General features: G+C 72.6%; 11 protein-coding genes and 1 tRNA gene. 7 read left to right on the forward strand and 5 right to left on the reverse strand.

What is annotated here, in order from left to right:
* Window positions 1-26: 26 nt before the first annotated feature.
* The 6 genes from ESP57_RS16740 to ESP57_RS16765 all read left to right on the forward strand — a co-directional run bounded on the left by ESP57_RS16740 (window position 27) and on the right by ESP57_RS16765 (window position 6,055).
* A tRNA-Arg gene (locus ESP57_RS16740) sits at window positions 27-99 on the forward strand.
* Window positions 100-305: 206 nt separating this feature from the next.
* On the forward strand, window positions 306-2,309 hold the full coding sequence (locus tag ESP57_RS16745; RefSeq protein ID WP_129232327.1) for a TPM domain-containing protein: 2,004 nt from the start codon (window positions 306-308) through the stop codon (window positions 2,307-2,309).
* 52 nt (window positions 2,310-2,361) lie between these two features.
* Window positions 2,362-3,099 carry a PspA/IM30 family protein gene (locus tag ESP57_RS16750; protein ID WP_056014123.1) on the forward strand — a complete coding sequence of 246 codons (738 nt, stop codon included), beginning with the start codon at window positions 2,362-2,364 and terminating at the stop codon, window positions 3,097-3,099.
* Window positions 3,100-3,187: 88 nt separating this feature from the next.
* Window positions 3,188-4,039 (forward strand): arginase family protein, encoded by an 852-nt coding sequence (locus tag ESP57_RS16755; RefSeq protein WP_129232328.1) that lies wholly within the window; start codon window positions 3,188-3,190, stop codon window positions 4,037-4,039.
* A gap of 79 nt (window positions 4,040-4,118) precedes the next feature.
* Window positions 4,119-5,627 (forward strand): dihydrolipoyl dehydrogenase family protein, encoded by a 1,509-nt coding sequence (locus ESP57_RS16760; protein ID WP_129232329.1) that lies wholly within the window; start codon window positions 4,119-4,121, stop codon window positions 5,625-5,627.
* The gene (locus ESP57_RS16765) at window positions 5,624-6,055 is read left to right on the forward strand and encodes a Fe-S oxidoreductase (RefSeq protein ID WP_129232330.1); all 432 of its coding nucleotides are present in this window, start codon (window positions 5,624-5,626) and stop codon (window positions 6,053-6,055) included. Before ESP57_RS16760 ends, ESP57_RS16765 begins: the two co-directional genes overlap by 4 nt.
* Here ESP57_RS16765 and ESP57_RS16770 read toward each other — a convergent pair.
* From ESP57_RS16770 to ESP57_RS16790, 5 genes are all read right to left on the reverse strand, one after another.
* The gene (locus ESP57_RS16770) at window positions 6,018-6,959 is read right to left on the reverse strand and encodes a siderophore-interacting protein (protein ID WP_129232331.1); all 942 of its coding nucleotides are present in this window, start codon (window positions 6,957-6,959) and stop codon (window positions 6,018-6,020) included. The two genes, ESP57_RS16765 and ESP57_RS16770, sit on opposite strands and share 38 nt — an antisense overlap.
* Window positions 6,960-7,040: 81 nt before the next feature.
* Window positions 7,041-9,167, reverse strand: coding sequence for an iron ABC transporter permease (locus ESP57_RS16775; RefSeq protein ID WP_129232332.1), 2,127 nt, complete (start codon window positions 9,165-9,167; stop codon window positions 7,041-7,043).
* A complete protein-coding gene (locus ESP57_RS16780; RefSeq protein ID WP_129232333.1) occupies window positions 9,139-10,119 on the reverse strand; it encodes an iron-siderophore ABC transporter substrate-binding protein in 981 nt (326 codons plus the stop codon). Before ESP57_RS16780 ends, ESP57_RS16775 begins: the two co-directional genes overlap by 29 nt.
* 64 nt (window positions 10,120-10,183) lie before the next feature.
* A complete protein-coding gene (locus ESP57_RS16785; RefSeq protein WP_056014141.1) occupies window positions 10,184-11,053 on the reverse strand; it encodes an ABC transporter ATP-binding protein in 870 nt (289 codons plus the stop codon).
* A 101-nt stretch (window positions 11,054-11,154) separates the two neighbouring features.
* Entirely contained in the window at window positions 11,155-12,579 is a 1,425-nt protein-coding gene (locus ESP57_RS16790) for an amidase (protein WP_129232334.1), read from the reverse strand.
* Window positions 12,580-12,627: 48 nt separating this feature from the next.
* Between ESP57_RS16790 and ESP57_RS16795 the strand changes: the two genes are divergently transcribed.
* Window positions 12,628-13,245: a hypothetical protein gene (locus ESP57_RS16795; RefSeq protein ID WP_115962253.1), complete on the forward strand. Its 618-nt coding sequence runs from the start codon at window positions 12,628-12,630 to the stop codon at window positions 13,243-13,245.
* Window positions 13,246-13,265 lie beyond the last annotated feature (20 nt).

Below are 13,265 nucleotides of genomic sequence, written 5' to 3' on the forward strand. Positions count from 1 at the left end.
CGAAGTGGTAATGTCTCTAGCTGTGCGCCTCCGTAGCTCAGGGGATAGAGCGCCGGTTTCCGGTACCGTAGGTCGGGGGTTCGAATCCCTCCGGGGGCACGTTGTGAGTGGTGGTGGGGTCGGCGTTTCGCGCCGATGATCCAGCACATGATTCGAGAAGCCTCGGCCATCGGCCGAGGCTTTTCTCGTACCTCCCCTCGGTCCGACCCGACTCGACCTGGCAAGCGCCTCAGACCGTGGACGAGGCCCGGCGCCGCCCCATAGACTCTGGATCGTCCGCTCGGACGGGGGAAAGGCACTGGTGCATGCGCGCAGTACGCAAGTGGTTCGCGGCTCTCGCGATCGTCGCAGGGGCGGTGATCGGAGCCGGCGCGACCGGGCTCGCATGGGCTGAGGACCCCGTCTCGTTCACCTCCTCCCCCGTCGTCGACACCGTCGGGGCACTCGGCGGCCAAGCCGATGACGTCGTCGCCGCACTCGACGCCGCTGCCGACCGCAGCGGACGGCAGCTCTTCGTCGCCTACGTCGACGAGTTCACGAATCCCGCCTCGGCGGCCGACTGGGCCGACGAGACGGCCATCGCCAACAACCTGGGCAGCGAGGACTACCTGCTCGCCGTCGCCGTCGACGGTCGCGCCTACTACCTCTCCGCGGCGAGCGACGCCTCGATCTCCGCTGAGGAGCTCGACCGCATCAGCCTCGAGGTGATCGAACCGGAACTCCGCGACGAGGACTGGGCGGGGGCAGCGATCGCGGGGGCGAACGCGATCGCCGACGGATCGGCCAGCGGGGGCAGCAGCGGCGGCGGAAACGGCTGGGGCTTCGTCTGGTTCATCGTCATCGCCGCGATCGTCGTCGTGATCATCGCGATCGTGCTGGCGCGGCGCAAGAAGAAGCGCGCTGCAGCGGGCGAGGGCGGGGTGCCGCTGCCCTCGATCGAGGAACTGCGCCGTCAGGCGGGCAGCGCCCTCGTGCAGATCGACGACGCGGTCAAGACGAGCGAGGAGGAACTCGGGTTCGCCGTCGCCTCGTACGGCGAGGCCTCGACCGAGTCCTTCCGCGCCGCGCTCGACGCGGCGAAGGAGAAGGTCGCGCAGGCGTTCACCCTGCAACAGCAGCTCGACGACGCAACGCCCGACACCGATGACGAGCGGCGCGAATGGTACGGCGGCATCATCCGCCTCACGGGCGAGGCCGACGCGGCGCTCGACGAGCAGGCGGAGCAGTTCGACGAGCTCCGAGCGCTCGAACGCGACGCACCCGCCCAGCTCGCGCGGGTGCAGCAGGCGGCGGTCGCGGCCGAGGCGACCATCGCGCCGGCCGAGCAGCGTCTCGCCGCACTCGGCGCCCAGTACGCGGCATCCGCCACTGCACCGGTCAGCGACAACCTGACGCAGGCACGGTCGCGCATGGGCTTCGCCCGAGAGGCCCTCGCCGCCGCGAGCACGGATGTCTCGGCGGGCGACGCCGCCCAGGCCGCAGTCGGCATCCGCGCGGCCGAGGAGGCGGTCGACCAGACGGAGCTGCTCACGGCCGCCGTCGATCGACTCGCCGCCGACCTCGCGGCTGCCGACACCGCGGTCGCCGCCGGCGTCGACGAACTCGACCGCGACGTCGCGGTCGCGCGCGGCCTCCAAGACGCAGGGGCCGGCGTACTCGCCGATCGAGTGGCCGCAGAGTCGGCTGCGCTGCGTGCCGCGATCGCGGCCCCCGGGCGCGACCCGATCGCCCTGCAGGCGAAGCTCGAGCAGGTCGACGCCGAGATCGACGCCGCGATCCAGAGCGTGCGGGATGCCGCGGAGCAGGCCGCTCGCGTACAGGCGCAGCTCTCCCGATCGCTCACGACCGCGCGATCGCAGGTGCAGGCCGCCGAGGACTACCTGGTCGCCCGCCGGGGAGCGATCGGTGCGGAGGCCCGAACGCGACTCGCCGAGGCGGGCCGACTGCTCGTGGAGGCACAGGGCGCCGCCGCGACCGACCCCGCCTCCGCGCTCACCTCGGCACAGCGGGCCGAGCGCCTCGCAGCGGAGGCCATGTCGCTCGCCCAGCGCGACGTCGGCGGCTACGGGGGCGGCATGGGCGGCTTCGGCGGCGGCACCGGCGGCTCATCGGGCGGCGGCGACGTCCTCGGCGCTGTGCTCGGCGGCATCCTCATCAACTCGGTCCTGGGCGGCGGCGGAGGGGGCGGCGGCTTCGGCGGCGGGCGCTCCTCCGGAGGATTCGGCGGCGGACGCAGCAGTGGCCGTTCCGCCGGCAGCTTCGGCGGCTCCGCTACCCGTTCGCGGCGCGGAAGCGGAGGGCGATTCTGATCCGACCATCGACCGGCACGACCGAACTCTGAACACCACGAAAGGAACCACCATGGCAAAGCAGTCCATCTTCGGACGGATCTCGCAGCTCGTGCGAGCCAACATCAACAACCTCATCGACCAGGCGGAAGACCCGCAGTTGATGCTCGACCAGATGGTGCGCGACTTCACGAACGCGATCGCCGACGCCGAGGCCGCCATCGCCGAGACCATCGGCAACCTTCGCCTCCTCGAGGACGACCACCGCGAAGACGTCGAGGCGGCGCGCGAGTGGGGCGAGAAGGCCGTGGCCGCGAGCCGGAAGGGCGACGAACTGCGCACGGCCGGCGACGCGGCGGGTGCCGACAAGTTCGACAACCTCGCGAAGGTCGCGCTGAGCCGTCAGATCTCCTCGGAGAACGAGGCCAAGGCCGCCGAGCCCCAGATCGCCGCGCAGACCGAGGTCGTCGACAAGCTGAAGTCGGGCCTGAACGGCATGAAGGAGAAGCTCGTCCAGCTGCAGAACAAGCGCTCCGAGCTCGTCGCCCGGGCGAAGACCGCCGCAGCGCAGCGCCAGGTGCAGGACGCGGTCAAGTCGATCGACATCCTCGACCCGACGAGCGACATCGGCCGCTTCGAGGACAAGATCCGTCGTGAGGAGGCCGTCGTGCGCGGCCAGGCCGAGCTCGCGGCATCCAGCCTCGACGCGCAGTTCAACGAGCTCGACGACCTGGGCGAGCTCACCGAGGTCGACGCCCGACTCGCCGCCCTGAAGGCCGGCGGATCGAGCCAGGGCGCCATCGGCGGCTGATCGATCCGCGGGGTCGGGCCGGTCGAAACCTCGGTCTCGACCGGCTCGACCGGCTCGACCCGCAGCGGAACGCGCGATACTGGACGACATGCCCGCAACGTTCGTGGTGGTCCCGCTCTGGCAGGGATCCGTCTCCTCCCGTGCCATGAGCCATGCCGATGGCGCCGCCGCCATCCTCGGCGACCTCCCGAGTTCCTCGACCATCGTCGTCGAGGTGCCCGTCGAGGCGGGCGAGTCGCTCGGCACCGGGGTGCAGCGATACAGCACCCTCCTGCGGGTGCGTGAGCGCACGGCCGAGGCGCTCTCCCGGGTCCCCGACTGGGCGCTCACGATCGGCGGCGACTGCGGCGCCTCGCTCGCCTCGGTCGGTCACGCCTCCTCCCGCGCGGCCGGCGACCTCGCCGTGCTCTGGCTCGACGCCCACCCCGACCTCAACACGCCCGAGACGTCGCCATCGGGCGGATTCGGCGGCATGACGCTGCGGGCGATCGTCGGCGAAGGCGCAGAAGGGCTCGCGCTCGACCCCGAGACGCGCGTCCCCCCCGAGCGACTCGTGCTCGGCGGCATCCGGGCCATCGACGACGAGGAGCGCCGGTTCATCGAGGCGCACGACGTGGCGACGCTCACCGTCGAGGACCTCTCCGACCCCTCGCTCGTCATCGCCGCCGTCGAGGCGACGGGCGCGTCGCAGGTCTTCATCCACATCGACCTCGACGTGCTCGACCCCGCTGCCCTCGCCGGGCTCTCGTATCCGATGCCCTTCGGCATCGGCACCGCGGAGCTCGTCGCCCTCGTGCGCGCCGTCGCCGCGAGGTTCCCGATCGCGGGCGCGGCGATCGCCGGATTCGCACCTGCGTCACCGCAATCGGCCGACGACGACCTGCCGACCATCCTGCGCCTCGTCGGGGCGCTCACCTCCGGCGGCGGGGCGCTCCGCTGACCACCGGCCCGACGGCGCCCGCTTCTGCCTAGGCTGGGCTTCAGGCGTCGGCACGTGCCGGTGACCGGAGGGGAACGGGATGGAACGCGAAGTCGACGTCATCGTCATCGGCGGCGGGCCGGTCGGAGAGAACGCCGCCGATCGGGCGCGCGCAGCCGGGCTCGAGGTCGTGCTCGTCGAACGGGAGCTCGTGGGCGGTGAGTGCTCCTACTGGGCGTGCATCCCCTCGAAGACGCTGTTGCGGAGCGCGGCCGCACTCCGCGCCGCCCAGCGCGTCGACGGGGCGAAGCAGGCCGTCACCGGCGGGCTCGACGTGCGCGCCGTGCTGGCACGGCGCGACTACTGGGTCTCCGACTGGAGCGACCAGGGCGGCGCCGACTGGCTCGAGAGCATCGGCGTCGGCCTCGAACGCGGCCACGGCCGCCTCGACGGCGTGCGACGCGTCGTCGTCGAGCGCGCCGGCGGAGACATGGTCGTCTACCGGGCGCGTCACGCCGTGATCGTCGCGACGGGAACCGACCCCGTCATTCCGCCGATCGACGGCCTCGCCGAATCACGCCCGTGGACGAGTCGGGAGGCGACGAGCGTCACCGCGCCGCCCACGAGGCTCGTCGTCATCGGCGGCGGGGTCACCGGCGTCGAGATGGCCACCGCCTTCGCGGGGTTCGGCACCGAGGTCACCGTGCTCGCCCGCAGCGGACTGCTCAGCGGCATGGAGCCCTTCGCCGGCGAGGCGGTCGCGAACGGGCTGCGAGGGCTCGGGGCATCCGTTCGCCTCGATGCCGCCGTCGAACGGGTCGAGCGCACCACCGCTGATGAGGTCGTCGTCACGCTCGCCGGCGGCGAGACCGTCACCGCCGACGAGGTGCTCGTCGCCACCGGGCGCCGGCCCCGCTCCGAACGGCTCGGTCTTGAGACGATCGGGCTCGAGCCCGGCGACTGGGTGGCCGTCGACGACACGATGCTCGCGACGCACGCCGACGGCAACGCCGAGCGGCCGTGGCTCTACGCCGTGGGCGACCTCAACCACCGAGCCCTGCTCACGCACCAGGGCAAGTACCAGGCACGCGCGGTGGGCGATCTCGTGGCCGCACGCACGCTCGGACGGCCCGAGGAGACCGCGCCGTGGGGTGCGCACGTCGCGACCGCCGACCATTCGGCGGTGCCGCAGGTCGTGTTCGCCGAACCCGAGGCGGTCTCGGTCGGCCTCACCGCGGCAGCGGCCGAGCGCGACGGGCGCGACATCCGCGTCGCCGACGTGTCGTTCGCGTCGGTCAGCGGAGCCGGCATCCACGCCGACGGGTACGAGGGGCAGGCGAGACTCGTCGTCGACGCCGGTCGCGGCACCGTCGTCGGGGCCACGTTCGTGGGATCGGACGTCGCCGAGCTCCTGCAGTCGGCGACCATCGCGATCGTCGGCGAGGTGCCGGTCGACCGCCTGTGGCATGCCGTGCCGGCGTTCCCGACGATGAGCGAGGTGTGGTTGCGACTGCTCGAAGCGCTCGGCCGACCCGGGACAGCGGATGCCGCGGCATCCGCTGACGGCGATGCCGACGAGGCCGACGAATCCGACGAGGCCGCGGCGTGAGCGGCGATCTCCCGACGCGCAGCGGCGACCGCACGCTCCGCATCCGCCTGACGGACTCCCCCATCAGTCGTCTCGGGTACTGGTGGGCGACGGCGGTCGGCTTCACGTGGGGCTTCATCTGGAGCACCGGCAGGGTCGAACGCCGGCACGGGCTCTTCGTCTTCACGGGCATGCCGAAGTGGACCTTCGGTCGCGGCGGCTCGTGCGTGGGCGGTTGCTACCTCACGAACCGCAACGACGGCGAACGCGTGCTCGGCCACGAGGCCGTGCACAAGCAGCAGTGGCTGAAGTACGGCATGCTCTTCCCGCTGCTCTACCTCGTCGCCGGGCGCAATCCGTTGAAGAACCGCTTCGAGATCGAGGCGGGCCTCGAGGCGGGCGGCTACCTGCCTACCCCTCGGCGCGGCCGAGCTTCCAGTACCCCATGAAGGCGACCCGACGCCGATCGACGCCGATCCCCTTCACGAGGTGGCGGCGGAGCGTCGTGATCGCCGACGCCTCGCCCGCGAGCCAGGCGTAGAGCCCTCCGTCGTCGGCGGCGGCCGGCACCTCCCAGAGGATCTCGTCGTCGTCGAGGGCCGGCAGTTCGCGCGCCGCGGCGGGGCCTGCCGCCGGTACGGCGGCCGCAGCGGGGTCGGCCGCGACCCAGGCATCAGCCCACGCGGTGACCGCCTCGACGAGGCGCGCGCCGTACTGCGACTCCCCCGCCTGCCCGCCGCCCCCCGCGTCGCCGCGCGGAAGCCAGTGCACGGCGACTCCGGACGGTGCGCGCAGCTCGAGCACGTCGCCGGCCTCCGGCACCTCGAGGAACACCGCTCCACGGGCGTCCGCCGGCAACTGCTCGAGGATCGCGCCGACCGCGGGCACCGCGGTCTCGTCACCCGCGATCAGCAGGGTGCGGGCCGCGCCGGGGTTCCACTCCCAGCCGCCCGAGTCCTCCTCGCTCGTGGCATCGGGACCGATGACGAGCATGCGGTCGCCGACGGCCGCCGACGCGATCCAGCGCGACGCCGGCCCGCTGTCGCCGTGGGCCACGAAGTCGACGTCCAGCTCGCCGAGATCCGGGCGGGTCGCCCGGATCGTGTAGGTGCGGATCGGGTTCCGGCGGTCGTCGGGCAGCGCCCGCCACGACGCGTACCACTCACCCTCGACGGGGACGTCGTCGAAGCCGCTCGAGGCGAGCGGGAGCACGACCTTGATGCGCTGGTCGGGGCCGTCCCAGCCGAAGTCGCGCAGGTCGTCGGAGCGGAACGTCACGCGCACGAAGTGCGGCGACATCCGCCGGATCCGGGCGACGCTCGTGTCGAACACTCGGTAACCGGGCTTGGCCATTGCGAAACTCCTGTCGGAAGGGGGCGGTCGGTCAGCCGCTGCGGCGCGAACGCCAGAGCAGCCAGACGAAGTCGGATGAGGTCAGCCGCTGCGGCGCGAACGCCAGAGCAGCCAGACGAAGTAGGGGGCGCCGACGACCGCCGTGAGGAGGCCGGCGGGGAGCTGGGCGGGCGCGATGACGGTCCGGCCGAGCGTGTCGGCGACGCACACGAGCAGTGCGCCGAGGAGGGCCGCGAGCGGCAGCACGAGTGCGTGCCGCGAGCCGACGAGCGCTCGTGCGGCGTGCGGGGCGACGAGGCCGACGAAGCCGATCACGCCGACGGCCGAGACCGCGGTCGCCGTGAGGGCGACGCTGACGGCGAGCAGGCCGAGCCGGGTCGAGCCGAGCCGCACACCGAGCACGCGCGGCGTGTCGTCGTCGAACGCGAGCAGGTCGAGTTCGCGGCGAGCAGAGGCGAGCACCGGCACGGCGATGAGCGTCACGATCGCGAGCGGGATCAACTGCGGGAACGTACGGCCGTAGGTCGAGCCCGACATCCAGGTGAGCGCCTTCGCCGCGTTGTACGGGTCGGTCGCGATGATGAGCATCGAGGTGATGGCGGCCGCCGCCGCCGAGACGCCGAGTCCGATCAGGATGAGCCGCGTCGAGGCGAGCCCGCCTCGCATCGCGAGGCCGAACACGATGAGCGCCGCGAGTGCCGCACCGGCGAGTCCGCCGACCGTCACGCCGAGGAACGTCGCGAGCGGCCAGAAGGTGATCACGAGCACGGCACCGACGCCCGCGCCGCCCGTGACGCCGAGGATCGCGGGTTCGGCGAGCGGGTTGCGCGAGACCGCCTGCACGACCGTGCCCGCGAGCGCGAGTGCTGCGCCCGCGAGGATCGCCGCGGCGACCCGCGGTGCGCGCGTGTTCATCACGAACTCGACGAGCGGCCCGGCCTGCCCGGTCGCCCAGTTGAGCACGTCGCCGCCGAGCATCTTGGCGTCGCCGAGGAGGAGCGACACGAAGGCGAGCACGACGAGCAGCACAGCGGATGCCGCGATCACGAGCCGGCGGCCGCGTGGCGAGAGCCCGGCGCCGATGACGAACCCGGTGCCGCTCTCCGATGAGGCGCGGGCGCGCAGCGCGAGTGCGATCAGGAACACGGCGCCGAAGATCGTGGTGACGACACCCGTCGGCACCTCGACGCCGGCCTGTCCTCCGAAGGCGAGGCGCAGGAGCACGTCGGCGCCGAGCACGACGATGACGCCCATGAGCGCCGACGCGGGGATCAGGATCACGTGCCGCTGCATGCCGGGCACGCGCACGGCGATGAGCCGGACGATCGCGGGTGCCGCGAGGCCGACGAAGCCGATGGGGCCCGCCACGGTGACGGCCGCCGCCGACAGCAGCACGGCGAGGAGGAGCCCGATGAGCCGGGTGCGGCGCACCGGTACGCCGAGCACCGTCGCGGTGTCGTCGCCGAGCGCGATGAGGTCGAACTGGCGCGCGAAGAGGAAGAGGGCGGCGACGGCGAGGAGCACCACCGGGCCGAGTTGGAGCATGGGCTCCATGCCCGTCTGGGCGAGCGTGCCGTTGCCCCAGGCGAAGAGGCCCTCGGTGCGTTCCGGGTAGAGCAGGAGCAGCATCGTGGTGAGGGCGGTGAGGGCGAGCGCGATCGCCGATCCGGCGAGCACGAGGCGAACCGTGCCGCCGCCGCGGCCACCGCCCGCAGAGAGGGCGAGCACGAGGCCGGCCGCCGCGAGTCCGCCGAGGAAGGCGACGGCGCCGCCGCCGACCACGGGGAGCGCGATGCCGAACGCCGTGACCGCCACGACGGCGAGGTACGAGCCGGCGTTGACCGCGAGCGTGTCGGGCGAGGCCAGCACGTTGCGGGAGATGCTCTGCATGACGAGGCCGGCGACGCCGAGCGCGATGCCGACGAGCACGCCGGCGGCGAGCCGCGGCATCCGCGACGCGACGAGCACGGCGGCGGCCTGGTCGTCGGATCCCCCGCCGAGCAGTCCGAGCAGTTCGGGCAGGCCCACGTCGGCGGATCCCTGCGTCACGTGCACTGCGGCGAGCAGCGTGGCGACGACGAGACCGATGGCGAGCAGGAGCACCGCGCCGAGGCGGGGCCGGGCGGCCCCGCCTCGGGCGGGACTCAGCGTCTGTGCTCCGTCAACCGCGCGTGCCTGTTCAGCCGGCAAGGGTCGCGACGACGGCATCGACGTAGTCGTTCATCGAAGAGGGGCCGCCGAACATCCAGATGCCGTCGGGCAGACGGTGCACGTTGCCGCTCTGCACGAAGGGCAGCGACTTCCACACGGCGTTCTCGCCGAGCTCGATCTGGTAGGCGTCGACATCGCCATTGCTGATGTAGAGGAACTCCACGTCGGGCACGGCGGTCAGGCCCTCGACGTCGGTCGAGCCGAGCCCGTAGTCGGCGTCGCCCTCACCCGTCCAGGCGTTCTCGAGCCCGAGTTCCTCGGTGACCGCGGTCAGGAGCGCACCCTCGGCGTACGGGCGGATGGCGACCTGGCCGCCGCTGGCCCAGGCATCGCTCATCATGAACGGCGCGCCGGCGAGACCGGCGGCCTCGAGCGCGGCCTTGCCCTCGGCGAGCTTCTCGTCGAAGCCGGCGAGCAACTCCTCGCCCTCGGCCTCGCGGCCGGTCGCGGTCGCGATGCGCTCGAGGTTCGACTCCATCTGCCCGATGGGGTTCGAGGCGTCGGCGCCGCGCACGACGAGCACCGGCGCGAACTCCTCGATCTGGGCGATGACCGACTCGGAGAGGTCGGTGGTCGTGAGCACGAGGTCGGGCGCGAGGCCCGCGATGGCGTCGACCGAGGGCTCGCCGCGGCCGCCGACATCCGTGACGCTGTCGTCGAGCGCCTCGGACTGCACCCAGTCGGTGTAGCCCTCGACGTCGGCGACGCCGACGGGCATGACGCCGAGCGCGACGAGGTTCTCGGCCGTGTTCCATTCGAGGGCGACGATCTTCTCAGCGGGAGCGGAGAGCTCGACCGATTCGCCGCGGTCGTCGGTGATCACGATCGCGGCATCGCCGCTCGCCGCGCCGGCCTCTTCGGTCGTGCCGCAGCCGGTCAGCAGCAGCAGGGATGCCGCGGCGACGGCGGTCAGGGCGATGGTCGGCCGGGTTGCGGCAGCTCTACTCATGATGTCCTTCGATCGTGCGCGGGCATGGGGGTCCCACGCGAGGGGGTGGATGGGAGGAAAGTGGCTAGGCGACGGCGAGGCGTTCGACGCGTTCACGCGTGTTGTAGCGCCCGATGGGGCAGGTCGTGATGCAGCCCCGGTCGTCGACCTCGACGTCGACGCGGATGCCGTAGGCCGAGCTCAGCACGTCGGAGACGAGCACTTCGGCGGGCGTGCCGACGGCGCGGACCCGGCCCGATTCGAGCAGCACCACCCGATCGGCCACGGCGGCCGCCTGGTCGAGGTCGTGGAGCACGACGCCGATCGTGACCCCGTGCTCGTCGGCGAGCTCGCGGATGAGGTCGAGGAGTTCGACCTGGTAGCGCAGGTCGAGGTAGGTCGTGGGTTCGTCGAGGAGGAGCACGCTCGTGTCCTGCGCGAGGCACGAGGCGAGCCAGACGCGCTGCAGCTGCCCGCCCGAGAGACGGTCGACGGACTGCTCGGCGAACTCGGCGACCCCGGTGAGCTCCATGGCCCGACGGACGATCGCGGCGCCGTCGGCGTCGCCGGCGACCCACCGGCCCCGGTGGGGGTGGCGACCGAACTCGACGAGCTCGCGCACCGTGATGCCGCCGGGTGTCGGGCGGCTCTGGGCGAGCAGGGTGACGCGGCGGGCGAACTCGCGGCCGTTCAGCGTCGCGGCGTCGATGCCGTGCTCGAGGAGGTCGGCGGGCTCGGTGGCGTGCGAGCCCTCGCTGATCGTGCGACCGTCGTCGGCCAGGAGCACGCGCCCGGCGTCGGGCCGGTGCAGGCGGGCGAGCGAGCGCAGCAGCGTCGACTTGCCGCTGCCGTTCGGGCCGACGAGCGCGGTGACCTTGCCTGGTTCGAGGTGGATCTCCGCGCCGTGCACCACGGGGGCGCCGTCGTAGGAGAGGGTGAGGTCGAGACCGAGCATGGCTCCACTATAGGTGAGGCTTACCTAACTCCGTCAATCCGGGTTTCGGCCACGTCGTCACAGTCCGTCGTCGATGCCGCATGGCACCATCGTCGCCGACGTCACCAGATCGCCGGATGCCGCCTGCTCCGGCCGACCCGCCGCTCGAGCTGGGCGGCGATCGCGAAGAGCGTCGCCTCCCCTCCGGGGCGCCCGATGAGCTGCACGCCCATGGGCACGCCATCGACCGTCTCGGCGACCGGCACGGTGATCGCCGGCAGCCCCGAGACGTTGACGAACGAGGTGAACGGCGTGAACTGCACCTGCTGGGCGAAGTTGCGCTCGCCGTCATCGGGGTCGTACCAGCCGACGGGCCGCGGCGTCAGTGCCAGCGCCGGCGTGAGCACCGCGTCGTACGAGGCGAACCGGCGGATGACCCGCTCCTCGAAGCCCGTCAGCCAGGCGAGCGACTCGGCGAGCTGACGAGCCGGCAGCGCCCGCCCTCGGGCGAGCAGCCACCGCGTCAGCGGTTCGAGCATCGCCTCGGCCTCGCCGTCGACGGGGATCGTCGCGGCTCCCGCCTGCCAGATCGTGCGGAACGCCTCGGGGTACCCGGGTTCCGGGGCAGGAGCCATCGCCTCCATGCCGTGTCCGAGGCCCTCGAAGGCTTCGATGGCGAGGTCGAGCGCCGAGCGGGCCTCGGGGTCGATCGCGATGTCGTAGGTCTCGTCCCACGGCGAGTCGGTCATGACGCCGAGCTGGAATCTGCCCTCACCTCGGATGGCCGCGCCGAGGAACGGTCCGTCGTCGCCGGGCGCGCGCACCGCGAAGCGATGCCCCGCCGGATACCCCGACGGCGCGATGATCCCGTCGAGGAGCAGGGCGGCATCGGCGACCGTGCGGGCGAGCGGTCCGGCCACGCCGAGCCCCGCCAGGCTCGTGAGCCCTGAGCCCCCTGGCACCCGTCCGCGGCTGGGCTTGACGCCCACGAGCCCGCACGACGCCGCGGGGATCCTGATCGACCCGCCGCCGTCGGAGCCCGGCGCGAACGGCAGCATTCCGGATGCCACGGCCGCCGCCGCTCCCCCGCTGGAGCCGCCGGCGCCGAGCGCGAGGTCCCACGGGTTCCTGGTCGGAATCGTGCCGACCCCCTCGGTGTACGAGGGAAGTCCGAACTCGGGCGTCTGCGTCTTCCCGAGGCTGACGGCCCCGGCGACGTCGACCGCCCGCACGAGCTCGTCGGAGGTGTCCGGCACGAAATCGGTGAACGCCCGGGAGCCGAACCGCGCCGGCACCCCGGCCCGCAGGTGCAGGTCCTTGTCGGCGAGGGGCAACCCCCACAGCGGCGCCGTCTTCGGCACCTCGGACGCCACGCGGGCCGACCGCTCGAGTGCGGCCTCGGGCGTGACGGTCGCGAATGCCCCGACCTCGGGATCGAGCCGCTCGATGCGGGCGAGGTAGTGCTCCGTCACCTCGACGGGCGAGACGTCGCCCCGCTGCAGCATCTGATGGAGCTCGAGGGCCGTGTGATCGTGCAGGGACGTCATGCTCCGAGCCTACGGCTGCATGCCGCGCCGCAACGCTATCGTGGGGCCATGCAGGCGATCACGAGGCATCCGCTCGTCTGGGGCGCGGTCTGGGCCGCGCTGTTCGTCGTCGTCATCGTCGTCGCCGCCTTCCTCGACTGGCCGGCGTGGCTCTGGGCGCTCCTCGTCGTGCTGCTCGTCGCGCCGAGCCTCGTCGCGACGATCGCCGTGCTGCGGGCGACGCCGCGCGATCATCTCGAGCACCGCAGCTCGGTGTTCGGTCATTTCTTCTCGCGCTACCTGACGCTCGTGTTCGCCTTCTTCGCCTGGTCGGGCTCGGTCGTGCTCGGCGCCGCCATCTCGACCTCGATCCAGCTCGCCGCCGAGGGCAAGGAGGACGAGATCACGGGCATCGGATTCGAGGTGCTCTCCGCGATCACACCCCTCGCCGCCACCGTGCTCTGGGCCGCGCTCATCGTGCGCTGCTCGTGGTTCCTCGCACGACTCCGCGGCTGGGGCGAGGCGCCCGCGTCGAGCGAGGTGCCGGCGTCACTGCTGGCGAACGCGCCCGGGCTGCGCCGGATCACGATCGGACTCGCGCACCCCGGCCTGCTGCTCGCGACGGGCCTCGCCTCGGCGCTGCTCGCGATGCTCGCGGCAGAGGTCGAGGTCAGCTTCTTCACGTGAGCGCCTGCCCCCGTCGCCCT

Source organism: Agromyces fucosus, assembly GCF_004134865.1.
Classification (GTDB): Bacteria; Actinomycetota; Actinomycetes; order Actinomycetales; family Microbacteriaceae; genus Agromyces; species Agromyces fucosus.